The sequence below is a fragment of the Actinoallomurus sp. CA-150999 genome, from assembly GCF_050942425.1.
Taxonomy (GTDB): domain Bacteria; phylum Actinomycetota; class Actinomycetes; order Streptosporangiales; family Streptosporangiaceae; genus Actinoallomurus.
In genome coordinates, this window is the sequence record NZ_CP192063.1 from 7,450,198 (window position 1) to 7,473,705 (window position 23,508).

Consider the following 23,508-nt stretch of genomic DNA (forward strand, 5'->3'; position numbering starts at 1 on the left):
GGTGATCCTCACGTCAGGGTGGGCGTCGGGGCGACGTCCGGCGTGTCGGTGGACTCGAAGTCGAACGTGACGTCGCCCCAGGTCGACAGGGCGATGTCGAGCTCGCGGCTGCGCTTGGCCGCGGCGCGCAGGATGTCGGGTCCTTCGGCGAGGAAGTGCCGGCCCTCGTTGCGCGCCTTGATCATCGCCTCCAGCGCGACGCGGTTCGCGGTGGCGCCCGCCGCGATGCCCATCGGGTGGCCGATCGTGCCGCCGCCGAACTGCAGGATGACGTCCTCGCCCAGGTGGTGCAGGAGCTGGTGCATCTGCCCGGCGTGGATCCCACCGGACGCGACCGGCATCACGCCCGGCATCGACGCCCATTCCTGATCGAAGTAGAGCCCCCGTACGGGGTCGGCGGTGACGTGATCGAGGCGCAGGGTGTCGTAGAAGCCGGCCACGGCGTTCGGGTCGCCCTCCAGCTTGCCGACGACCGTGCCGGCATGGAGATGGTCGACGCCGGCCAGCCGCATCCACTTGGCGATGACGCGGAAGCTCACGCCGTGGGTCTTCTGCCGGGTGTACGTGGAGTGCCCGGCCCGGTGCAGGTGCAGCAGCATCCCGTTGCGCCGCGCCCACCGGGCCATCGACTGGATCGCGGTGTAGCCGACGGTCAGGTCGATCATGACGATGACGCTGCCGAGGTCCCGGGCGAACTCCGCGCGCTCGTACATGTCCTCCATCGTGGCGGCGGTGACGTTCAGGTAATGGCCCTGGACCTCGCCGGTCGCGGCCTGGGCCTTGGCCACCGCCTCCATGCAGTGCAGGAACCGGTCCCGCCAGCGCATGAACGGCTGGGAGTTGATGTTCTCGTCGTCCTTGGTGAAGTCGAGGCCGCCACGGAGGGCCTCGTACACGACCCGCCCGTAGTTGCGCGCCGACAGGCCGAGCTTCGGCTTGACCGTCGCACCGAGCAGCGGGCGGCCGAACTTGCCGAGATACTCCCGCTCCATCACGATGCCGTGCGCCGGCCCCTGGAAGGTCTTCACGTAGTGCGGCGGGATGCGCATGTCCTCCAGCCGCAGCGCCCGCAGCGCCTTGAACCCGAAGACGTTCCCGATGATGGAGGAGGTGAGGTTCGCGATCGAGCCCTCCTCGAACAGGTCGAGCCTGTACGCGATGTGCGCGATGTACTGGTTCTCGGCGCCGGGCACCGCGTCGACGCGGTAGCACTTCGCCTGGTACTCCTCGTAGCCGGTGAGGCGGTCCGTCCACACGACGGTCCACGTCGCCGTCGACGACTCCCCCGCCACCGCCGCACCCGCCTCCTCCGGCGGGACGCCGGGCTGCGGGGTGATCCGGAACGCCGCCAGGACGTCGCTCGGGCCCGGCTCGTAGTCGGGCTGCCAGTAGCCCATCTCCGCGTACGGGATGACACCCGCCGACCATCGATTCGTCATGCCTTGAGCGTGCGGGACGACACTTGTACTGTCCATCAAGAGTTGCGGCATGACACTGAAGCAATTGCTCAAGCGACGACCGTACGCCTGCGGGGATTCGCCGGGATATGGGGCTGACATGACCGAGGCACATCTGCGGGTGTTCACGGACATGGGTTCGACCTACAGAGGCACGCCAGCCGGTGCTCGCGGACACGGGTTCGACACGACAGGGGCACGACTGCGGGTGTTCACGGACACGGGCTCGACATGACAGAGGCACGACTGCGGGCGCTCGTCGCCCTCGCGGAGACCGGGTCGGTACGCGCGGCCGCGCGGCGGCTCGTCGTGACCGAGTCGGCAGTGTCCGCCGCGGTCACCGCGCTCGCGCGCGACATCGGGGTCGCGTTGGTGGAGCGCGCCGGTCGCGGCGTGGTGCTGACGCCCGCGGGGCGGATCTACACCGACTACGCGCGCCGCGTCCTCGGGCTCCTCGAGGAGGGCCGTGCGGCGGCGCGCGGCGGCGAGGACGCCGGGCGCGGACGGCTGCGGCTCGCGGCCGTGACCACGGCGGCGGACCAGGTGCTGCCCGCGTTGCTGGCGACGTTCCGCGCCCGGTGGCCCGAGGTGGACCTCGCCCTGGAGGTCGGCCCGAGCAGCCTGGTGTGGGATCGCCTGGCGGCGCACGCGGCCGATCTGGTGCTCGGCGGACGGCCGCCGGCGGACCTCCCCGCGACGGTCCTGGCCACCCGCCCGAACGACCTGGTCGGCGTGGCGTCCCCCGGCGTCGCCGCCGCGTTCGCGCTGGACACCACGCCGTGGGTGATGCGCGAACCCGGGTCCGGTACGCGCCGTACGGCCGAGGCCTACCTCTCCGAACGTGACGTCGACCCGCCGCAGCTCGTCCTCGGTTCCAACGGCGCGGTCATCGCCGGCGCCGCGGCGGGGCTCGGCGCCGCCCTGGTCTCGCGCGACGCGGTACGTGACGAGCTCGCCGACGGGAGCCTGGCCGTGGTGGACGCGCCCGGCACTCCCCTGCACCGGCCATGGCACGCCGTGTCGGGCACCGCCCCCACGGCGACGACACGGCTGTTCGTCTCCCACATCCTCGCCGCGGACGGGTGGACGCAGGATGCCGGCACGACGCCCGGGCACGCGACAACCTGAGCGCCTTGCCAGCCGGGGAATCCTCGGCGGGTTCGGTTGCCAGGTCGGCGGCTTCCGGGGCGGACGTTTCCTGCGGCAGCGATCTCGGAACGTTGCACTCTCGGAGCGGCGAACCGGGCCCGCCCCGGCCGCCCGTCATCTACTGGCGAGTAGCGTTGGGTGAATCAGACGCTCATCGATAGAGGAGACATACCGCCATGAAGACGCGTGAGGTGCACCTCGTATCGCGCCCACAGGGCTGGCCGGAGCCGACCGACTTCGCGCTCGTCGAGACCGAGCTGCCCCCTCCCGGTGACGGCGAGGCGCTCGTCCGCAACCTCTTCATGTCCGTCGACCCGTACATGCGCGGGCGGATGAACGACGTGAAGTCCTACGTCCCCCCGTTCGGCCTGAACGAGGTCATGACCGGCGGCGCGATCGGCGAGGTGGTGGAGTCCCGCTCGTCCGACCTGAAGCCGGGCGACGTCGTCCTGCACCAGCTCGGCTGGCGGGAGCACGCGGTGGCCCCCGCGAAGGAGTTCCGCAAGGTGACGCCGGTCGACGGCGTTCCGGCATCGGCCTTCCTCGGCGTGCTGGGCATGCCGGGGCTGACGGCGTACGCGGGGCTGCTCGACGTCGCCGGCATGAAGGAGGGCGACGCCGTCTTCGTCTCCGGAGCGGCCGGGGCCGTCGGCTCGCTCGTCGGCCAGATCGCCCGCCAGCGCGGAGCCTCCCGCGTCATCGGCAGCGCCGGCTCGGACGAGAAGGTCGCCTACCTGACCGACCGGCTCGGCTTCGACACCGCCTTCAACTACAAGTCCGGACCGGTGCACAAGCTGCTCGCCGCGGCGGCCCCCGACGGCATCGACGTGTACTTCGACAACGTCGGCGGCGACCACCTCGAGGCGGCGATCGGGGCGTTCAACAACTACGGCCGGGCCGCGATCTGCGGCGCGATCTCGATGTACAACGTCAAAGAGCCGCAGCCCGGGCCGCGGAACCTGCCCCTCATGATCGGCAAGCGCCTCACGCTGCGCGGCTTCATCGTCACCGACCACTACGCGATGTTCGGCGACTTCGTCCGTGAGGTCGGCGGCTGGCTCGCCGACGGGAAGATCCAGTTCGAGGAGACGGTGTTCGACGGCGTCGACCACGCCGTCGACGCGTTCCTGGCCATGCTGCGCGGACAGAACACCGGCAAGATGGTCGTCCGGCTGTAGGCGCTCGAAGCCGCCAGGCCCGATCGTCCGGTTGTCGGCGCTCCCAGCCGCCGGATCCGATCGCCCGGCTGAAAGCACGCGACGCCGCCGGGCCCGGTCGCCCGGACCCGGCGGCGTCATCGAACGCGCGGCGCGATCAGGCGGCCGCGCGCTGCCGGACGAATACCGCGGTGACCACCAAGGCGACCAGTACGAAGATGGTGCCGACGGTGAACGCGACGCTCACCCCGTGCGTCAGGCCGCCGTGCCGGAGCGCCGTCCCGTACACCGAGACGAGCACCGCCATCCCGAGCGCGCCGCCGACCTGCTGCATGGTCTGCAGCGTGCCGGAGGCGGCGCCGGAGTCCTCCCGCCGCACCCCGGACAGGATGGTGACGGTGATGGGCAGGAACACCAGGCCGGCGCCCAGCCCGAATAGCATCATCGGCCCGAGCACGCCCGAGGCGTACCCGCTGTGCGCGGACAGGCGGGTGAGCCACACCATGCCGGCCGCGATGAGCGGCAGGCCGATCAGCATGAGCCGCCGGGGCCCGACGCGCGGGATCAGCCGCGGCGAGACACGCGCCATCACGAACAGCAGTCCGGACATCGGCAGGAACGCCACACCGGCCTTGAGCGGGCTGAACCCCAGGACGTTCTGCAGGAACTGGACGATGAAGAAGAACATCCCGAACATCGCCGCCGCGAGCAGCAGCATGTTGAGGTAGGAACCGGATCGCGCCCGGTCGGCGAACAGCCGCAGCGGCACGACGGGCCGTTCGACCCGCGTCTCGACGACGAGGAAGGCGGCGAGGAGCAGGACGCCGCCGGCGAACGCCGCCAGGGTGCCTCCGTCGCTCCAGCCCGCGTCGGCCGCGCGGATGAACCCGTACACCAGTGCGACCATGCCGCCCACGACCGCGACCGCACCGGCGATGTCCAGGCGGCCCCGGTGCCGTTCGGTCTCCCGTAGCACCTGCGGCGCGAGGAGCAGGACGACGGCTCCGACCGGGACGTTGATGAACAGGACCCAGCGCCACGACGCCCAGTCGGTGAGCATCCCGCCGAGGACGAGGCCGATCGAGGCGCCGGCCGACGAGGTGGCCGAGAAGACCCCCAGCGCCCGGTTGCGCTCCGGCCCCTCCTCGAAGTTGGTGGCGATGAGGGCGAGCGCGCTGGGCGCGGCGAGGGCGGCGCCGACCCCCTGGACGGCGCGGGAGGTGAGCAGCCAGGCGGCGGAGCCGGAGAATCCGCCGGCCAGCGAGGCGAGGGTGAACACGGCGATGCCGACGATGAACGTCCGCCGCCGTCCGACGATGTCGCCGGTCCGGCCGCCGAGCAGGAGCAGGCCGCCGAACGCCAGGGAGTAGGCGTTGGTCACCCACGACAGGCCGGTCGCGGAGAAGTGCAGGCTGTGCTGGATCTTGGGGAGGGCGACGAACATGACGCTCGCGTCGAGTACCACCATGAGCTGGCACGCGACGATGACGGCGAGCGACAGTCCCGGGTGACGCGTGTGTCGTCGCCGCCGCTCTGCGTCGAGCGGCGGGTCGCCCATCTGTACGGTCTGCTGGGACATGAGTCGTAGACTCCTCGTGCAGGAAGGGTTACGGCCGTCCCCCGAAGTGGCTGTCGGGGAGTGGCCGTCTAACCGGAGGGTGCCTCCGCAAACAATACGGAGGTATCCTCCGATTGCGCAACCGTGTTTTCTGGAGGTGCGATGCCGACGACCGCCGGGCAGCGTCCGATGCGGGCCGACGCGCGCCGCAACTACGAGCGGCTCCTCACCGAGGCCAAGGGCGCGTTCCTCGAGTACGGCGCCGACGCCTCACTGGAGGAGATCGCCCGCCGCGCCGGCGTCGGGATCGGCACGCTCTACCGCCACTTCCCCACCCGTCTGGCCCTGCAGGAGGCCGTCTACCGCGAGGAGATGCAGCAGCTCGCGGACAGGGCGTACGAGCTGGCCGCGACCGCCCCCGCGGACGAAGTCCTGACGGCCTGGATGCTGACCATCGCGGAGTACTCCCGCAACAAACGCGGGCTCGCCCAGACCCTCAAGGCCGTCATCGACCTGCACTCGAACACCTTCGTCCAGTGCCACGACCAGATCGAGACGGCCGCCGGGACCGTCCTCGCCCGCGCGCAACAGGCCGGCACCGCCCACCCCGAGCTCCGGCCGTGTGACCTGCTCCGGCTCGCCCACGCGCTGTCGGTGGCGAGCGAGCGGGCTCCGGAGGACACCGAGCTCCTGCTGTCCTTCATGCTCGACGGCCTGCGCCCACGCTCCTGATCCACGTTCCCGCCTCCGCCGTGCGGCTGCGGGGTGGGGCCCGTCGGCCGCGGCAGCGCCCCTCACGTGATCTGGATGATGTGCTTGCCGCGGACGCCGCCGGCTTCCAGTGCCCGGTGGGCGTCGGTGATCCGGTCGAGAGGGTGGACGGTGTCCACGACGGGGACGATGTCGCCATGCTCCGCGTAGCGGGTGATCTCGGTCAGCAGCTTGGTGTCGGGGTTGCCGCTGAAGAGGCGTATGCGTCTGCTCCCGTGGACGGTCGAGGCGAGGATGGTGGCGAGGCTGGGGAGAAGCCTGTCGAAGTCGGGGGTGACGGCGACCATGCGCCCGCCGGGTGCCAGCAGGCGGCGGAAGCGGGACTGGTGCGTGCCGGCGGTGTCGACGATGACGTCGAAACGGCCCAGCTCGGAGAGGCGAGTCGTACGGTAGTCGAGTGCTTCGTCGGTGCCCAGGCCTCGGACGAAGTCGAGGTTTTTCGCGCTCGCGAGAGCGACGACGTGGGCGCCGAAGAGCTTGCCGATCTGCACCGCGACGCTGCCCACGCCTCCGCTGCCCCCGCGCACCAGGAGTCGCTCACCGGGTTTGATGACGGCCTTCTCGCGCAGGGCGGTCACCGCCGTGGCCCCGCCGGCGAGCAGTGAGATGGCCTGCACCGGGGTGAGGTTCTCCGGAGCGGGGGCGATCTGGCGGGGGCGTACGGCGACGTACTCGGCCATGCTGCCCGTCTTGCGCCCCAGCAGCCCCCACACTCGGTCCCCTTCACGTACTCCGGTGACCGACGAACCGACTTCGGCGACCTCCCCGACGAAGTCGACTCCGCTCGTCTTGGGGAAAGTGCGGCCGGTTACCAGGCGCAATTTCCCGGCCCGATCGAGCAGCTCGCCACCGTTGACGCTGGCGACGTGCACCCGCACCAGCACCTCGCCGGGCGCGGGGGTCGGCGTCGGCCGCTTGCCCACGTAGAGGACCTCCGGGGGGCCGTATCGGTCGAAGAGGGCTGCGCGCATGTCGCTCATATCTCGTCCTGTGTCGCGTTTCGGAGCTGCGGAGGCGCTGTGTGCGCCCGCTGGTACGCTCACGCTAAACCGGTAAGTGGAGGACATCGTCCGTTTAGTTTGAAGTGAGAGACATTGCCTGCTCAGCCATCTCACAAGCCGTCCGGGCACGTCGGCGATGTGCCCGGCGACGCGGACCCGGCGGGCCTGCGCGCCGATGCCCGGCGCAACCGAGAACGCATCCTTGAAGCCGCGCGCGAGGTGTTCGCGGCCCAGGGCCCTGACGCCCCTATGAGCGCCGTCGCCCGCCGCGCCGGCGTCGGCGTGGCCACCCTCTACCGCCGCTTCCCCACCCGCACTGCGCTTGCCACCGCTGCCTTTGCCGAGCAACTCGCCCTGTGCGCGGCAGCATTCGACGAGGCCCTTACCGACCCTGATCCCGGGCACGGCCTGTACACACTCCTGGAGAAGGTGTGCACCACACAGGTGACCGACCGCGGCTTCGCCCCGGTATTCCTGGATCAGTTCCCCGATGCCCTTGATCACGATCACGAACGCGACTGCGCCGAAGAGGGTCTGGCGCGGCTGGTCCAGCGTGCCCGCGAGACCGGACAGCTGCGCGACGACTTCGACCCCGCCGACATCACCCTCCTACTCCTGGCCAACAGCGGCCTCGCCGGACAACCGCGAGAAACCGCCCTCGCTGCCTCCCGGCGCCTGCTCGCCTATCTCTTCCAGGCTTTCCAGGCACCGCACCCCGGCTCTCTCCCACCTCCCGCAGAGATGAGAATGCGCGAAATCCGCCGGCCACCGGGCCGCCCGTGAGCCGGATCATGAGTGCTTAGCGTTATTGGCCGTACCGATGGTCGCCACAGCCGGGGAAAGCTCGGAGGCCGCGCGTACCGCACCGTTCATCCGGGTTGGCGGGAATTCTCCCTGGCCGTAGGCCGGTTACCCCAACGGACGCGCGCCGACCGTGGCGTGGGCAGGAGAAGGGGTGACATGGTCGCGACGGCGAGCGAGACCATCGAGGCGGCGCCGACCCGCGCCGGACGGGTCCGGCTGATCTTCATCCTCGGGGCGCTCACCGCGATCGGGCCCCTGTCGATCGACATGTACCTCCCGGCCCTGCCGAAGCTCACCCACGACCTGTCGGCCGGCGCGTCGCTCGTCCAGCTCACCCTGACGGCCTGCCTCGTCGGCCTGGCGGTCGGCCAGCTGCTCGCCGGGCCGATCAGCGACACGTGGGGACGGCGCCGCCCCCTCCTCATCGGCGTCGCCCTGTACACGGTCGCCTCCCTGCTGTGCGCCGTCGCGCCCACGGTGCCGGCGCTGATCGCCCTGCGCCTGGTCCAGGGCGCGGCGGGCGCGGCCGGCATCGTCATCGCGCGGGCCGTCGTCCGCGACCTGTACGACGGGCCGGCCGCGGCGCGGTTCTTCGCCATGCTCATGCTGGTCAACGGCGTCGCTCCGATCGCGGCACCCGTCATCGGCGGCCAGCTGCTGCGCGTCACGTCGTGGCATGGGGTGTTCGTGCTCATCGCGGTCGTCGGCGCGCTGATGACCGTCGCCGCGTACGCGGGGCTGCGCGAGACCCTGCCACGGTCCGGGCGGCGGCCCGGCGGACTCGGACCCACTCTCCGCACGTTCGCGGGGCTGTGCGCGGATCGCGTCTTCGTCGGCTACGCCCTGGCGGGCGGGCTGGCGTTCGCGGCGATGTTCGCCTACATCTCCGGCTCGCCGTTCGTGATCCAGGACATCTACGGCCTGTCGCCGCAGGCGTACAGTCTGATCTTCGCGGTGAACGCCCTCGGCATCGTGGGCGCCGGCCAGGTCAGCGGATGGCTCGCCGCGCGCGTCCGCCTGCGGGCGCTGCTCGCCGCCGGCCTGGCGGTCTCCCTCATCGGCGGCGTGGCGCTGCCGGTGGCGATCGGGGCCGGCCTCGGGCTGCCGGGAGTGCTGCCCGCGCTGTTCCTGGTCGTGGCCGCGATCGGACTGATCACGCCCAACGCCACCGCGCTCGCCCTCACCGGCCGTCCGCCCGCCGTCGCCGGGAGCGCCTCCGCGCTCCTCGGCCTGGCGCAGTTCGTGATCGGCGGGGCCGCCGCGCCGCTCGTCGGGGTCGCCGGTTCTCACACCGCCGTGCCGATGGGCCTGGTCATCGCCGCCCTGACCGTGGCGGCGTCCCTCGCCTTCGCGACGCTCACCCGGGGGCATCGACCGATCGGTTGATATCCGGGATCCACCGCGGCCGTACCCGACCGGTCGATCCGCGCGCACACCGCCGCGAGCCATCCTCGAATCCGTCACCACGCGAATCGAGGAAGAGGCCATGCCGGTCATCGACGTCAGGAATCTGCACAAGCGGTACGGAACCAAGGTCGCGGTCGAGGACGTGTCCTTCGCGGTCGACGAAGGGGAGATCTTCGGCATCCTGGGCCCGAACGGCGCGGGCAAGACCACCAGCGTCGAGTGCGTCGCGGGGCTGCGCGCCCCCGACCGCGGCACCGTGTCGGTGCTCGGGCTGGACCCCCGCCGCGACCGCGCCGAGCTCACCAAGCGGCTCGGCGTCCAGCTCCAGGCGAGCGAACTGCCGGACCGGATGAAGGTCCGCGAGGCCCTCGAGCTGTACGCCTCGTTCTACTCGCGGCCCGCCGACACCGACCGGCTGATCGAGGAGCTCGGGCTCGCCGACCAGCGTGAGACGCGCTTCCGCAGCCTGTCAGGGGGGCAGAAACAGCGGGTGTCGATCGCCCTCGCCCTCGTCGGCGACCCGAAGGTCGCGATCCTCGACGAGCTCACCACCGGCCTGGACCCGCAGGCGCGGCGCGACACCTGGCAGCTGATCGAGGGCGTACGGGACCGGGGCGTCACGATCGTGCTCGTCACCCACTTCATGGAGGAGGCCGAGCACCTCTGCGACCGCCTCGCCGTCATCGACGCCGGCCGGGTGGTCGCCGTCGACACGCCCGCCGGGCTGGTCTCGCGGGTCGCGCCCGAGCAGCGCGTACGGTTCCGGCCCTCCGTCCCCTTCGACGACCGGCTGCTCAAGGACCTGGCCGAGGTGCTCACCGTGACCAAGACGGGCGGGCAGCTCGTCGTGACCGGCACCGACGGCCTCCTGCAGGCGGTCACCTCGGTCCTGGCCCGCAACCAGATCATCGCCGTCGACCTGCGGGTCGAGCAGAGCAGCCTGGACGACGCGTTCGTCGCCCTGACCGGCCGCCCGATCAACTGACCCCCTTCGCATCGAGGAGACACACCAATGCTCGCCAAGCTCACGTCCATGGAGCTGAAGCTCTTCACCCGCGAGATCATCCTGCCGGCGCTGGTCCTGGTGCTGCCGCTCGCGCTGCTGCTCGGGTTCGGGTACATGCCGGGTGCGAACAAGGCCCAGCACAGCCTGGGCGGCCAGACGACCGCCGAGTACATGGCCGCACTGGGTGTCGGGATCGCGCTGACGATCCTCGGCCTGTCCATCCTGCCCGCCACGCTCGCCTCGTACCGGGAGAAGGGCGTGCTGCGGCGCATGGCCACGACCCCGGTCCGCCCCGCGTACCTGCTGGCCGCCCAGCTCCTCCTCTACGTCGTCATGGCGATCGTCACCGTCGCCATGATGATCGTCGCCTCCCGCGTGCTCTTCGGCACGCACGTCCCCGAGCGGTTCCCCGCCTTCCTCGCGGCGTTCGTCCTCGGCATGGGCGCCCTGTTCGCGATCGGGCTCGTCGTCGCCGCCGTCGCGCCGAGCGCCAAGGCGGGCAACGCGATCGGCATGGTGCTGTTCTTCCCGAGCCTCTTCCTGGGAGGGGTGTACATCCCCCGTGAGCAGATGCCCTCCGCGCTGCGCGCCGTCGGCGACTACACCCCGCTCGGCGCGACGCTGAAGACGATGCGGGACGCCTGGATGGGCACCGAGCCGCGCCTCGCCCAGTTCGCCATAATGGCCGCGTACGCGGTCGTCGCCGGGCTCGCGGCCGCCAAGCTCTTCCGGTGGGAGTAACAGACGATGGGAGTGCGCCCCGACGGCCTCGAACGACGAGACGCGATCCTGCTCAGGGTCGTACCGTACGGGGCACTCGTCGTCTCCACGATCCTCGTCCTGATCGGCGACGCGAAGACGCCGACTCAGGTCTGGACGACGCTGGGCCTGATGGTGACGGCCGCGGCCTGGATGCTGATCGTCGCCCTGCCCGGCGCGTCCACGCCGGGACCGTGGCGGGCCGCGGTCTACTACTCCGGGCTGATCGTGCTGTTCGCCGTGCTGATCCTGCGCAGTCCGCTGTTCGGCCTCTTCGCCTGGACGGGCTATCCGCAGGTGGCCTACCTGCGGGGCCGCTGGAAGCTGGTCGGCATGATGGCGACGGCGACGGTCCTCTCCGTCACCTACGTCGGCGGCTTCGACAACCTCAACGCGTCCACGGCCCCGATCTACCTGATCTTCGTCGCGGCCACGGGTGCCGTCGCCGTGGGGTTCCTGGCCCTCGAGATGAAACGGCGGGCGACCATCGACCAGCTCGCCGAGGCGAACGCCCGGCGGGAGGCGGCGCTCGAGGAGAACGCCGGGCTGCACGCCCAACTGCTGGCCCAGGCACGCGAGGCGGGCGTGCACGACGAACGCCAGCGCATGGCCCGCGAGATCCACGACACCCTGGCGCAGGGCTTCACCGGGATCATCGCCCAGCTGGAGGCCGCACGGCAGAACCCCGCCGAGTGGCGGCGGTATGCCGACCAGGCCCAGTCCCTGGCCCGCGAGAACCTCACGGAGGCGCGCCGATCGGTGGAGGCACTGCAGCCACCGCACCTGGACGAGGCACGGCTGCCGGAGGCCATCACCGGGATGAGCGAACGCTGGTCCCGCACCTCCGGGGTCCCCGTCGGCGTCGAGACGACCGGTGAACCCCTACCGCTGCTCCCCGAACTGGAGGTCGCACTGTTCCGCGTCGCCCAGGAGGCGCTGACGAACGTCGCCAAGCACGCCGGCGCCTCCCGCGTCGGACTCACCCTGACCTACCTGGACGACGTGGTGCTGCTAGACGTCCGTGACGACGGGGCCGGCTTCGACCCGGCCGGGAACGACGGAGGCTTCGGGCTGACCTCGATGCGGCAGCGGCTGCTCCGGGTGGCCGGGAGGCTGGAGATCGAGAGCAGTCCCGGCGAGGGCACCGCGATCAACGCGACCGTCCCCGCCCTGCCCGCCGGAGCGCAACCATGATCCGTCTGCTGATCGTCGACGACCACCCGATCGTCCGGGACGGCCTGCGCGGCGTCTTCGCCGGCGACCCGGACTTCGAGGTGACCGGCGAGGCGGCCAACGGCGCGGAGGCGATCGCGCTGGCCGCCGACGCCGACGTCGTGCTCATGGACCTGCGCATGCCGGAGATGGGCGGGGTGGAGGCGATCGCCCGGCTCCGGGACACCCACCCGGCCGTGCGCGTCCTCGTCCTCACCACCTTCGACACCGACAGCGACGTGCTGCCCGCGATCGAGGCGGGCGCCACCGGCTACCTCCTGAAGGACGCGCCGCGTGACGAACTGGTCCGGGCGGTCCGCGCGGCGTACCGCGGCGAGTCGGTGCTGTCCCCTTCGGTGGCGGGCCGGCTGATGGGCCGGGTCCGCGCCCCCTCCCCCGGCGCGCTCAGCAAGCGGGAGCGCGAGGTGCTCGCCCTCGTCGCCGACGGCACCACCAACCGGGAGGTGGCGCGGCGGCTGTTCGTCAGCGAGGCGACCGTCAAGACGCACCTGCTGCACATCTACGACAAACTCGGCGTCCGCGACCGAGCCGCCGCCGTCGGCGAGGCCTACAAACGCGGCCTCCTCCCCTGACGAGGCCGACGGCAGCGATCGCCCGTACGCAAGGCGACGGCGGCGGTCGCCCGTACGCAAGCCCGACGGCGGCGGTCGCCGTACGCGGGCCCGTACGGCGGCGGGCGCTCGGTGGGTCGTCCGCCGCCGTACGGGATCCGCTCAGTGCGCGCCGGCTCCGGTCAGGGAACGCACGGACAGCGCCGCGAAGCCGTCCGGGTCGGTCTTCTCCCGGCTGAGGAACGTCCCTGCGACGGCGCACAGGAACCCGACCGGGATCGACACCAGACCCGGATTCTCCAGCGGGAACCAGTGGAAGTCGGTGCCCTTGGGGAACAGCGACAGGCTCTGGCCGGTCACCGGGTCGACCTTCCCCGACACCACCGGGGAGAAGATCACGAGCACGATCGCGCTGACCAGCCCGCCGTAGATGCCGGCGACCATCCCGGCGGCGTTGAACCGCCGCCAGAACAGGGCGAACACGATCGCGGGGAGGTTCGCCGAGGCGGCCATGGCGAAGGCGAGTGCCACCAGGAACGCGACGTTGAGGTTCTTGGCGAAGACGGCCAGCAGGATGGCGACCGAGCCGATGAGGAAGGCCGCGAACCGCGCCACCGCCACCTCCTGCTGCTCGCGGGGCCGTCCCAGCATCAGCACGTTGCCGAAGTAGTCGTGGGCGAGTGAGGTGGCCGAGGCCATGACCAGGCCGGCGACCACGGCCAGGATGGTCGCGAACGCCACCGAGGCGACGAACGCCAGCATGACCTCCCCGCCGAGGCGTCCCGCGACGTCCTGGCCGAGTTCGCGGGCGAGCAGCGGCGCCGCCGTGTTGCCCGCCGGGTCGTGCGCGAGGATCCGTTCGCGTCCGACCAGCGCGGTCGCGCCGAACCCCAGCGCGATCGTCATCAGGTAGAACGCCCCGACCAGGCCGATCGCCCAGTTGACCGAGGTACGCGCGGCGCGCCCGTCCGGCACCGTGTAGAAGCGGGTGACGATGTGCGGGAGGCCGGCGGTGCCGAGGACGAGGGCGAGGGCGAGGCTCACGAAGTCGAGCTTGTTGAACAGCGTCTGGGAGGAATGCCCCTCGACCTCCTTGCCGTACTTCAGGCCGGGTTCGAGGAAGGCGTGGCCCTTGCCGCTGGACCGGGCCGCCGCGCCGAGCAGGCGGCTGAGGTCGAAGCCGAAGCGGCCGAGGACCAGGAACGTCATCAGGGTCGCGCCGAACATCAGCAGCGCGGCCTTGACGATCTGGACCCAGGTGGTGCCCTTCATCCCCCCGAACATCACGTAGCAGATCATCAGCGCGCCGACGACGACGATCGTCATGACCTCGGCCGTGCCGGCGGACATGCCGAGGAAGGTCGACCCCTGCTTCACCCCGAGCAGCAGGGCGATGAGCGCCCCGGCCCCGACCATCTGCGCGAGGAGGTAGAACACCGAGACCGTGACGGTCGACACCGACGCGGCGATCCGCACGGAGGTCTGCCGGCGCACCCGCTGGGCCAGGACGTCGGCCATGGTGAAGCGGCCCGTGTTGCGCATCAACTCGACGATCAGCAGGGCCGGCAGCCAGGCGACCAGGAATCCGATGGAGTACAGGAAGCCGTCGTAGCCGGACAGCGAGATGATGCCGGCGATCCCGAGGAACGACGCCGCGGACATGTAGTCGCCCGCGAGCGCCAGGCCGTTCTGCGGGCCGGAGAAGACGCGCCCGCCGGCGTAGAAGTCGACGGCCCCGTCGGTGTGCATCCGCGCCCAGATCGTGATGGCGAGGGTGATGCACACCAGCCCGATGAACAGCGCGAACGTGATGGTCCGACCGCCTCCCGTGAGGGAGCCCGCACTGGCGAGGATCATCGCGCGCCTCCCGTCCACGGCCGGCCGGCCGCCTCCGGCCAGGGCGTGGGCCGGGGCGGGGAGACCGCCCCGGGCGGCGCGGCCGGATCAGGCGGCGGCACGGTCCCGTCCGGGGGCGTCGGCCCGAGGTAAGGCCGCCTGCCGCGGGCGTACGGCGGAGGCGATCCGGCCGGGGGCGCCATCCCGTCCGGGGGCGTCGGCCCCAGGTAGGGCCGCACGCCATCGGTGGCCGGTGCAGGCGATTCGGCCGGGGACACCGTCGGCGCGGGCGAGGCCCCCGTCCGGCGGCGGACCGCCTCGCCGACGCGTTCCTCCGCGTCGGCGACGATCTGGGCGGCCAGCGGATCGAGGACCTGCCGGGCGTACCGGGTGTAGCGCCAGGCGAGCACGAACGCCGAGGCGAACTGGAGCACGCCGAACACGAGGGCGACGTTGACGTTCCCCACGAGCCGGTACGCCATGAGGTCGCGGGCGAACGCCGCCGCGACGACGTACAGGAAATACCACCCGAGGAACACCGAGACGATCAGAACGATTAATCTCCTGGATTTCCCTTTCAATACGGCGAATCTCTCATCTTGCCTTATCGCGACATATCGGGCGCGATCGCGCGGATCCGTTCTGCGACGTGGCGATGGCCGTGACCCGGTGACCACCACACACCCCTCTCCCTGCTCGGCGTGACCCTGAGTGGTCCTCCCATTCCGTAATGAGATCAGACCGGGGCCGTTCGCATTCGCCACTTCGCAGGAATTGCTGCTTGGAAAACGCGGGTTCCCGCGCGAGCACCGCCGAAAGGGGGTGATCGCCCGAGATCACTCCTCTTCCGGGCGAGCCCGCCGGGTCGGGTCCTCGCAGCCCGCCCGACGGACGGGTTCTTCGCCACGAGCCCGCCGGGTCAGGGCGACGAGCGCCAGGATCAGGGGCAGGGCCGCCGCGGCGACGAAGCACCACGCGAGCGGCAGCCGGCCGATCAACCGCCCGGCCGCCGCCATGCCGAACGAGGAGCCCGCGTTGAACGCGGTGTTGACCCACGCGCCGGCCCTCGTACGGGCGCCGGGAGCGGCGGACTCCTCCGCGAGCAGGTACGCCGTGGTCAGCGCCGGGGCGACGAACAGCCCCGCGACGCCGACCACCGCGGCCAGCGCGTACAGGTCCGGCGCCGCCCCGGCGACCGCCAGCGACATGGCGAGCGCGGCGGTCAGCACCGGCAGCCGTACTCGTCCCGGCACCCGCCAGGAGCGCGAGCCGTACACCAGGCCGCCGACCGCGCTGCCGGCGGAGAGCGCGGCCTCGGCCCACGCGGCCGCGGGCGCCTCGTGACGGTGCGCGGCGAACGCGACCAGGAGCAGGCCCAGCGCGCCCAGGCACGTACCGATCCCGGCCGACAGGACGACCGGCCGGCCGAGCCCGCCGAAGGAGCCTCCTCGCGACCGGCGGGGTGTGGGGCCGTTCTCGACCGGATCCGCCGCCCCGGCCGTCCCTGTCTGGGAGCGGGCGACCGGAGAGGAGACGAGAGCGAAGGTGCCGGCCAGGACCAGCCCGGCGCTGACGGCCACGCCCGCGGCCGGGCCGACGAGCGCGGCGATCAGGCCCGCCAGCAGCGGACCGGTGACGAACAGCAGTTCCTCCGCGACGGTGTCCAGACTGTAGGCGCGCTGCAGCAGCCGCCGGTCGGGCACCAGGTCGCTCCAGAGCGTGCGCATGACCGGGCCGAGCGGAGGCGGGAACGCGCCGGCCGCGAGCGCCAGGACCACGAGCGGGGCGGCGGGCACGCCGTGCCGCGCGGTGAGGAGGGCCAGCGCCCCCAGCACCAGCGCGTACGCGAACGCCATCGGCGGCAGGGCGCGACGCGGGCCGTACCGGTCGATCAGCCGGGCGCGCACCGGGGACAGCGCAGAGACGGTCAGCGCGAACCCGGCGACGGCGGTGCCCGCCGTGGCGTACGAGCCGGTCGCGCCGGCCGACGCGAGGGTCAGGGACAGGGGGACGATGCCGTACGAGAGCCGGCCCAGCAACGCGGCACCGAAGGTGCGGCGAGCGTGCGGAGCGCGCAGGACGGCGGCGTATGAGGGGGTGGATGAAGACACGAGATGTTCCTCGGAATGACGGCGCGCGGAAGCCGCGCCGTGAGCGTCAGGGACACCGAAGGACCGCGGCCGGTGAGGCGCGGTCAGCGGCGGTGTCTAGACACAGGGGAGGAACACGTCGGCCACTCTATCGCGCGAGCTCCGCTCCGAGACGTCCGTCCCCTGCGGCCGTCCGGCGACGCGACCGCGACTCGCCGATACGGTCAGGCCGAATGCCGAATTGGCGACGGACGTAACAATCTCGCTCTACGCTTAGTAGGCCATACCGGTCAGGCAGGGATGGAGACCACCTTCGTGGATGAACAGGTCGACCCGTCGTCACTCGGCATCGACACCGGCAAACCTAGCGTCGCCCGGATGTATGACTACTACCTGGACGGTAAGGACAATTACCAGGTGGACCGGGACGCCGTGGACCGGATCGCCCAGGCGATGCCGGAGATCCGGCAGCTCGCCCGGGAGAACCGCGCCTTCCTGCGGCGCGCGGTCCGGTACATGGCCCGGCAGGGGATCCGGCAGTTCATCGACATCGGCTCCGGCCTGCCCACCGCGGGCAACACCCACGAGGTCGCCCAGCAGATCGCGCCCGACTCCCGGGTCGTCTACGTCGACAACGACCCGATCGTGTTGGTGCACGGCCGCGCCCTGCTCGCGCGCGACGACAACACCACCGTGGCGACCGCCGACATGCGCGAGCCCACCTCGGTGCTGGAGCATCCGAACACCACCAAGCTGATCGACTTCAGCAAGCCGGTCGGGGTCCTCCTGATCGCCATGGTGCACTTCCTCACCGAGGAGGAGCGGCCGGACGTCATGGGCGCGCTGCGGGACGCCCTGCCGTCCGGTAGCCACATCACGTTCACCCACGTCACCCGGGACGGTCAGTCGGCCGCCGCGGTCGACCAGATCGAGAGCGTGTACGCGACCACGCCGACGCCCATCTACTTCCGCGAGCACGCGCAGATCGCGCGTTTCTTCGACGGGTACGACCTCGTCGATCCCGGCCTGGTCACTATCGACGCCTGGCACCCCGACCCCGCGGATCCGGCACCGGAGGCCACCCGCTGGCTGTACGGAGGCGTCGGCCGCAAGCCGTGACCCTGGCCGTATCCGGCCATCGGCGGCGATACGGTCAGCGGCGGCGGGCGTTCGTACGGCGGGTCGGCTCGGCGGTGGCCGGGTCCTCCGGCCAGGGGTGGCGCGGGTAGCGTCCGCGCAGCTCCGCACGGACGTTCCGGTAGCCCTCACGCCAGAACGACGCCAGGTCCGCGGTGACGGCGGCGGGCCGCCCGGCGGGCGACAGCAGGTGCACCACGAGGGGAACGCCCGCGACGCGCGGCGTCTCGGTCCACCCGAACAGCTCCTGCAGCTTCGCGGCGAGCACCGGCTGCTCGCCGGAGTAATCGATCCGGATCCGCGACCCGCTCGGCACGGCGATCCGCTCGGGGGCGACCTCGTCGAGCCGGGCGGCGCACTCCCACGGCAGCAGTCCGCGCAGTAGCGCGGTCACGTCCGCGCGTTCGAGGTCGGCCCGCCGCCGCGCGCCACCGGTGGCGAGGCCGAGGGACTCGAGCAGCGCCTCGTCGTCCATCGCCGGCCACGGCGGGCCGAGGACGCGATGGCAGAACGCCAGCCGGGCGCGCAGCGCCTCCGCCTCGCGGGTCCAGGTGAGCAGGCCGAGCCCCTCCCGGCGCAGGCCCTCGCGCAGGGCCGCCCGGACGAGCTCGGGGTCGGGATCCGGCAGCGGCACGGCCGACAGCTCGATCGCGCCGAGGCGCTCGACGCGGCGCGCGACGACGTCGCCCCGCCAGCCGACCTCATCCTCCGCCGTGACGCCCACGGCCGCCCGCGCCACGTCCTCGTCGATCGGGACGGCCTGGCGGATCCGCGCGGCCGGAGCGCCCGCGGGCCGGTCGGCGACGGCGATCGCCAGCCACTCCGCCCCGCCGAGCGCCGAACCCTTGAGCGGCTCGGCCGCGGTGCCGGACGCCATCAGGTATCCGCCGCCGCGGGCCCGGGCGACCCGCTCCGGAAACGCAAGGGCGACGACCACACCCGCCGCCGTCTCATCGTCCGGCCCGGCCTCCGGAGCGTCCGGGATCGCGCGCCGCAGCCGGCGTACCTCGTCACGCCACCGCGGATCGCCTCGCAGGCCGCGCCACTGCCGGACCAGGTCCTCGTCGGTCCGCTGCTGGTCGGCCAGCACCGCCACGACATCGGCCGCACGCGCCCCGACGCGCTCGGCGCCGTCGAGGAGCGCGCGGGCCAGCCGCGGGTGGACGCCGATGCGGGCCATCCTCCGGCCACGCTCGGTGGCACGTCCGCCGTCGTCGACGGCGCCGACCGCCCGCAGGGTCTCGCGGGCGGCGCGCATCGCGGCGGGCGGCGGGGCGTCCAGGAGTGCCAGGCCGGTGGCGTCCGGATCGCCCCAGCAGGCCGCCTCCAGCGCGAACCCGGTCAGGTCGGCCAGTGCGATCTCCGGCCGGGGACGCTCGGGGAGCCGCTGGTGCTCGGCCTCGGTCCAGCACCGGTACACCGTTCCCGGCGCCTCACGCCCGGCACGCCCGGCGCGCTGGTCGGCGGCGGCCCGCGACGCGCGTACGGTGGTCAGCGCACCCAGCCCGCGCGCATGATCGGTGCGCGGCTCCCGCGACAACCCGGCGTCCACGACGACGCGCACACCCGGCACGGTGAGGCTCGACTCGGCGACCGAGGTGGCCAGCACGACGCGCCGCCCACCCTCTGGCCCACGCAGCACCTCCTCCTGCACGGCCGCGGGCGCACGGCCGTGCAGCCGCAGTACATGGAGGTCGCCGAGAGCGCGCGCGACCCGGTCGATCTCGGCCACACCGGGCAGGAAGCACAACACGTCGCCGTCCCGCTCGCCCAGCGCCCGACGGACCGTCGAGGCCACATGGTCGAGCAACGCCGGGTCGACGGCCAGACCATGCGGCGGGCTCACGGGACGGGGCGGCGGCACCCAGACCACCTCGACCGGGTACGCCGCGCCGTCCGCGCTGACGACCGGCGCACCGCCCATGAGCCCCGCCCACGGCCCGGTGTCGGCGGTCGCCGACGCGGCGACCAGCCCCAGGTCGGGGCGCAGCGTCGTACGGACGTCGAGGAGGAAGGCGAACGCGGTGTCGGCGTCCAGGTGACGCTCGTGGCACTCGTCGAGGATGACGACGTCGGCGCGCACATCCGGGTCGTGCTGCAGACGCCGCAACAGCACGCCGGTGGTGACGACCTCGACCGCGCTGCCCGGCCGCCGCTCACCGCGCATGGCATAGCCGACCCGTTCGCCGACGGGCTCGCCGAGCATCCACGCCATCCGGCGCGCGGCAGCGCGCGCCGCGAGCCGCCGCGGCTCGGCCACGATCACCCGCCGCCCGGTCTCGGCGAGGGCGAGCGGCACGAGCGTGGTCTTCCCGGTCCCCGGCGGCGCGGCCAACACGGCGGTCCCGGCAGAGTCGAGCGCGTCACGCAACGCGGGAATCGCGGCGGACACGGGCAGGTCGGACGAACGCACCCCACCAGTCTGACCGCTCCCGCCGGCGCCCGAGGGCAGGGGCGCCACTCCCCGGGCACCGCAGATCAAGATTCTCAGTGTGACCCGGCCGGTGCCCCCTGGCGGGCGAATAAATCGCGTGCTGGAGGCCGAGGAGGGTTGGGATACTCCGCGCCGTGACTACTGAGCACTACTCTGGCCCGACGCTGAGCGTTGGTGAAGGCGACGCCGAGCTCAGCGGACGACTGACCGACGAACTGATCGCCTTCAATACGGCCGCGACAGGTGCGGCCGACCGGGACGCGTTCTCGATCAAGGTCACCGATGAAGCGGGGGGACTGGTCGGTGGGTTGGCCGCCTGGACGTGGGGCGGTCTGTGCGGCATCGAGTTGCTGTGGGTGCGCGAGGACAGCCGCAAGGACGGCTGGGGCAGCAGGATCCTGCTCGCTGCCGAGGCGGAGGCCCGGCGACGCGGTTGCGATCGCATGGCGGTCTCCTCCTTCACGTTCCAAGCCCCCGGCTTCTACCAGCGCCACGGCTATGTCGAGACCGGCCGGACATTGGGCATTCCTGGCGGGAACGCGGACGTGCACTTGTTCAAGGCGTTCACCGGGCAGGTCGACTATGAGCAGCGATGACGCCCCCTCCGTACGGCGAGGGTGGCTTCAGGCTGTGCGCTCGGCGATGAACACGAACTCGCGGCCTGGGCGATCAGGGGCTTCTCGGACGTCCAGCACGCGATAGCCGTTCGCGCCCAGGCTCGTCTCCACCTCGTCGCGGTGACGGAACCGGAGGGTCGAGTCCGAGGTGACGACCGTGCCGTTCGCCAGGAATGTGTAGGTGTAGCGGAAGGAGACCAGCGGAAGGCTCACCTCGGTGACCTCGAAACGCTGCTCCACGGGGCCGAGTCCTGGGACATCGACGGTGACCGGCGCACTGTCGGTCGCCCACTCTTCCCACGCCCGATATTCGGGGCGTCTCGTCTCGAAGACGAGGTGACCCCCAGGGCGAAGTGCGGCGTGGACGCCCTGAAGCGTTCGTGTCCAGTCGGCGTCGGTGAGAAAGACCTGCGCCACGTTGCCCGTCATCACCGCGAGATCGGCGCCGCGCGCGGGGACCGTCGTGGCATCGCCGTGTACCCAGGTGATTCTTCCGGTCGGGTCCTTCGACCTCGCGACGTCGAGCGATGCCTCCGCCGGGTCGACGCCCGTCACCGTACGGCCGCTGTCCGCGAGGAGGACCGCCAGGCATCCGGTGCCACATCCGATATCGAGCACGCGGTCCGCGCCGAGCTCGTCCGCGAGGTCGAGGTAGGCCGTTAGATCGTCGCGGTCTCCGTCGAAGGCGTCGTAGATGGGCGCGAGGCGGGGATCGGCAAAGATCGCGTCAGGCACTCCGCGACGATATCCACGCGCGTCCCCGCCGGCCACGGATTTTCCGCCGCCGCCGGCGCACGCCCGCGCACGCCCAAGCCGCGTCCCCGGCCGCACGCGAATACGGTGCTCAGAGGTAGAAGCCGGTGCCGGACGTCGGGGGCGGCGTCTCCGCGGCGCGGCCGTCGCGGATGGCGTACAGCTCCGCGAGCGTGGCGTTCTCCGGGACGCCGTCCGTCGTGCCCAGCCAGGTGGCGGCCTCGGCGCGGGACAGCGGGCCAATCTCGATCTGGGCCAGGCAGCGGCCGGGGCGTACGACGGCGGGGTGCAGGCCGGACAGGGGCCGGTTGGTGGTGAGGGCGACGAGGACGTCGCGGCCCTGGCCGACGAGGCCGTCGGTGAGGTTGAGCAGGCGGGAGAGCGCCTGTCCGGTGCCGGCCCCGCCCTCGGCGCGGATCAGGTCGTCGCAGTCCTCGAGGACGAGCAGCCGCCAGCGCCGGTCCTCCTCGTCCTCGTCCTCCTCCCCCACGGCGACCTCCATGAGGTACGCCGGATTGCCGAACAGCTCGTCCGGGTCGAGGACGCAGTCGAACTGGCACCACTTCGACCACTCGCGGGCGAGAGCGCGCAGGGCCGTGGTCTTGCCGGTGCCGGGCGGCCCGTGCAGGAGGATGAGCCGGCCGGTCACGTCCGCCGCGCGTACGGCCGCGAGCCGGTCGACGGCCGTCGCGGTGGTGGCCGAGTAGTTGTCGCGGATCTCCGCCCAGGGCGTCGTAGCGATGGACCGCTTGCGGCGCTGCGCCCCATGGGAGCTGGAGTGCCAGAAGCCCATCTCGACGCGGTCCGGTTCCGATGTCGCCTCGACGGCGTCGCGGACGGACTGCTCGACGACGGTGGCGGCCAGTTCGTCGCTGACGGCCGTGACCTCGACGGTGCCGGACCCGCCGCGCCAGCGGACCGCCCGGAGCGTCCAGCCGTCGCCCGCCGCCAGCAGCGCGTCGCGGCTCTCCTCGCGGACGGCGCGCAGCACCCGCGCGCCCGGCGGGCGCAGAGGCGCGTCGGGACGGACCCGGTCCAGCCGCTTGACCCGGGCGTACGGCTGCCGGCCCGTCGTGAAGGGCTGGAGAGCGAGGACGTCGATGACGCCGCCGAGCGTGTCGGTCGTGTCGAGGCGGTAGTCGACAGGCGCTTCGGGCTCGGCCCCTATGATCGGGACGACGGGTTCGGACATGTCCTCGATCATCGGGGCGCCCATGGCCCGCGTCCAGTGAATTTGCACAAAACCGGGCGTACCGCCGCTCGTCGGCGGGCCCCGCGCACGTCCAGAAGGAGCATCACATGGCCACCGTCCGTACCGCGAACGCCCATTGGGAAGGCCCGCTCATGGGCGGGCAGGGCAAGGTGTCGCTGGACTCCTCGAAGGTCGGGGAGTTCGAGGTCAACTGGCCGTCCCGCGCGGAGAAGCCGGAGGGCAAGACCAGCCCGGAGGAGCTCATCGCCGCCGCGCACAGCACCTGCTTCTCGATGGCGCTCTCCCACGGCCTCGCCGGGGCCGGCACGCCCCCGGAGACCGTGGACACCCGCGCCGACGTGACCTTCCAGCCGGGTGAGGGCATCACCGGCATCCACCTGACCGTACGCGCGTCGGTCCCGGGCATCTCCGCCGAGGACTTCGAGAACGCCGCCCAGCAGGCGAAGGCCAACTGCCCGGTGAGCAAGGCGCTGGCCGGCACGAAGATCACGCTCGACGCGTCCCTGGCCTGACCCCGGCGGTGTGGGCGCCCCCGAGACGGGCGGCGCCCGCACCGTCGCCCCGCCGTGCCACCC

At 72.1% G+C, this 23,508-nt stretch carries 21 protein-coding genes; 12 read left to right on the plus strand and 9 right to left on the minus strand.

The genetic code is table 11. The annotated features are described in order from the left end of the window. Positions 1-8 precede the first annotated feature (8 nt). A complete protein-coding gene (locus ACQP2O_RS34490) occupies positions 9-1,439 on the minus strand; it encodes a form I ribulose bisphosphate carboxylase large subunit (protein ID WP_433172471.1) in 1,431 nt (476 codons plus the stop codon). Positions 1,440-1,688: 249 nt separating this feature from the next. On the opposite strand from ACQP2O_RS34490, the gene ACQP2O_RS34495 reads away from it, so the two are divergent. Together ACQP2O_RS34495 and ACQP2O_RS34500 are read left to right on the plus strand one after the other, a co-directional pair. Further along, a complete protein-coding gene (locus ACQP2O_RS34495) occupies positions 1,689-2,585 on the plus strand; it encodes a LysR family transcriptional regulator (RefSeq protein WP_433172473.1) in 897 nt (298 codons plus the stop codon). A gap of 197 nt (positions 2,586-2,782) precedes the next feature. Beyond that, on the plus strand, positions 2,783-3,784 hold the full coding sequence (locus ACQP2O_RS34500; RefSeq protein ID WP_433172475.1) for an NADP-dependent oxidoreductase: 1,002 nt from the start codon (positions 2,783-2,785) through the stop codon (positions 3,782-3,784). 136 nt (positions 3,785-3,920) lie between these two features. Here the strand turns inward: ACQP2O_RS34500 and ACQP2O_RS34505 are convergent, their stop codons facing one another. Next, on the minus strand, positions 3,921-5,342 hold the full coding sequence (locus tag ACQP2O_RS34505; RefSeq protein ID WP_433172477.1) for an MFS transporter: 1,422 nt from the start codon (positions 5,340-5,342) through the stop codon (positions 3,921-3,923). Positions 5,343-5,483: 141 nt separating this feature from the next. On the opposite strand from ACQP2O_RS34505, the gene ACQP2O_RS34510 reads away from it, so the two are divergent. Continuing rightward, positions 5,484-6,053 carry a TetR/AcrR family transcriptional regulator gene (locus ACQP2O_RS34510; protein ID WP_433172479.1) on the plus strand — a complete coding sequence of 190 codons (570 nt, stop codon included), beginning with the start codon at positions 5,484-5,486 and terminating at the stop codon, positions 6,051-6,053. A 62-nt stretch (positions 6,054-6,115) separates the two neighbouring features. On the opposite strand, the gene ACQP2O_RS34515 is transcribed toward ACQP2O_RS34510, so the two are convergent. Beyond that, on the minus strand, positions 6,116-7,063 hold the full coding sequence (locus ACQP2O_RS34515; protein WP_433191251.1) for an NAD(P)-dependent alcohol dehydrogenase: 948 nt from the start codon (positions 7,061-7,063) through the stop codon (positions 6,116-6,118). 168 nt (positions 7,064-7,231) lie between these two features. Here ACQP2O_RS34515 and ACQP2O_RS34520 point away from each other — a divergent pair, with 168 nt between their 5' ends. From ACQP2O_RS34520 to ACQP2O_RS34545, 6 genes are all read left to right on the plus strand, one after another. Next, entirely contained in the window at positions 7,232-7,876 is a 645-nt protein-coding gene (locus tag ACQP2O_RS34520; protein ID WP_433172481.1) for a TetR/AcrR family transcriptional regulator, read from the plus strand. Between the two features lie 177 nt (positions 7,877-8,053). Next, complete coding sequence (locus ACQP2O_RS34525; protein ID WP_433172483.1) at positions 8,054-9,283, plus strand: multidrug effflux MFS transporter; 1,230 nt, start codon at positions 8,054-8,056, stop codon at positions 9,281-9,283. A gap of 100 nt (positions 9,284-9,383) precedes the next feature. After that, a complete protein-coding gene (locus tag ACQP2O_RS34530; protein ID WP_433172485.1) occupies positions 9,384-10,289 on the plus strand; it encodes an ABC transporter ATP-binding protein in 906 nt (301 codons plus the stop codon). Positions 10,290-10,316: 27 nt separating this feature from the next. Then, positions 10,317-11,051, plus strand: coding sequence for an ABC transporter permease (locus ACQP2O_RS34535; protein ID WP_433172487.1), 735 nt, complete (start codon positions 10,317-10,319; stop codon positions 11,049-11,051). Positions 11,052-11,057: 6 nt separating this feature from the next. Continuing rightward, positions 11,058-12,263 carry a sensor histidine kinase gene (locus ACQP2O_RS34540; RefSeq protein ID WP_433172489.1) on the plus strand — a complete coding sequence of 402 codons (1,206 nt, stop codon included), beginning with the start codon at positions 11,058-11,060 and terminating at the stop codon, positions 12,261-12,263. After that, positions 12,260-12,874, plus strand: coding sequence for a response regulator (locus ACQP2O_RS34545; RefSeq protein WP_433172491.1), 615 nt, complete (start codon positions 12,260-12,262; stop codon positions 12,872-12,874). Before ACQP2O_RS34540 ends, ACQP2O_RS34545 begins: the two co-directional genes overlap by 4 nt. A gap of 141 nt (positions 12,875-13,015) precedes the next feature. Here ACQP2O_RS34545 and ACQP2O_RS34550 read toward each other — a convergent pair whose 3' ends face one another. The 3 genes from ACQP2O_RS34550 to ACQP2O_RS34560 form a co-directional block, all read right to left on the minus strand. Then, entirely contained in the window at positions 13,016-14,710 is a 1,695-nt protein-coding gene (locus tag ACQP2O_RS34550; protein WP_433172493.1) for a solute symporter family protein, read from the minus strand. Then, positions 14,707-15,453, minus strand: coding sequence for a DUF485 domain-containing protein (locus ACQP2O_RS34555; protein WP_433172495.1), 747 nt, complete (start codon positions 15,451-15,453; stop codon positions 14,707-14,709). The genes ACQP2O_RS34550 and ACQP2O_RS34555 overlap by 4 nt, the downstream gene beginning before the upstream one ends. 72 nt (positions 15,454-15,525) lie before the next feature. Continuing rightward, positions 15,526-16,800 carry an MFS transporter gene (locus ACQP2O_RS34560; RefSeq protein ID WP_433172497.1) on the minus strand — a complete coding sequence of 425 codons (1,275 nt, stop codon included), beginning with the start codon at positions 16,798-16,800 and terminating at the stop codon, positions 15,526-15,528. Positions 16,801-17,079: 279 nt separating this feature from the next. On the opposite strand from ACQP2O_RS34560, the gene ACQP2O_RS34565 reads away from it, so the two are divergent. Next, positions 17,080-17,898, plus strand: a complete 819-nt coding sequence (locus ACQP2O_RS34565; RefSeq protein WP_433172499.1) for an SAM-dependent methyltransferase — start codon at positions 17,080-17,082, stop codon at positions 17,896-17,898. Positions 17,899-17,932: 34 nt separating this feature from the next. Here ACQP2O_RS34565 and hrpB read toward each other — a convergent pair whose 3' ends face one another. Next, entirely contained in the window at positions 17,933-20,329 is a 2,397-nt protein-coding gene (gene hrpB / locus ACQP2O_RS34570; protein WP_433172501.1) for an ATP-dependent helicase HrpB, read from the minus strand. A 155-nt stretch (positions 20,330-20,484) separates the two neighbouring features. Between hrpB and ACQP2O_RS34575 the strand changes: the two genes are divergently transcribed. After that, positions 20,485-20,946 (plus strand): GNAT family N-acetyltransferase, encoded by a 462-nt coding sequence (locus ACQP2O_RS34575; protein WP_433172503.1) that lies wholly within the window; start codon positions 20,485-20,487, stop codon positions 20,944-20,946. 27 nt (positions 20,947-20,973) lie between these two features. Here the strand turns inward: ACQP2O_RS34575 and ACQP2O_RS34580 are convergent, their stop codons facing one another. Next, the gene (locus ACQP2O_RS34580; protein ID WP_433172505.1) at positions 20,974-21,702 is read right to left on the minus strand and encodes a class I SAM-dependent methyltransferase; all 729 of its coding nucleotides are present in this window, start codon (positions 21,700-21,702) and stop codon (positions 20,974-20,976) included. A gap of 109 nt (positions 21,703-21,811) precedes the next feature. Continuing rightward, a complete protein-coding gene (locus ACQP2O_RS34585) occupies positions 21,812-22,912 on the minus strand; it encodes a DUF5925 domain-containing protein (protein ID WP_433172507.1) in 1,101 nt (366 codons plus the stop codon). Positions 22,913-23,019: 107 nt separating this feature from the next. Between ACQP2O_RS34585 and ACQP2O_RS34590 the strand changes: the two genes are divergently transcribed. Beyond that, positions 23,020-23,445, plus strand: coding sequence for an OsmC family protein (locus ACQP2O_RS34590; RefSeq protein ID WP_360885892.1), 426 nt, complete (start codon positions 23,020-23,022; stop codon positions 23,443-23,445). The last annotated feature ends 63 nt before the right edge of the window (positions 23,446-23,508 follow it).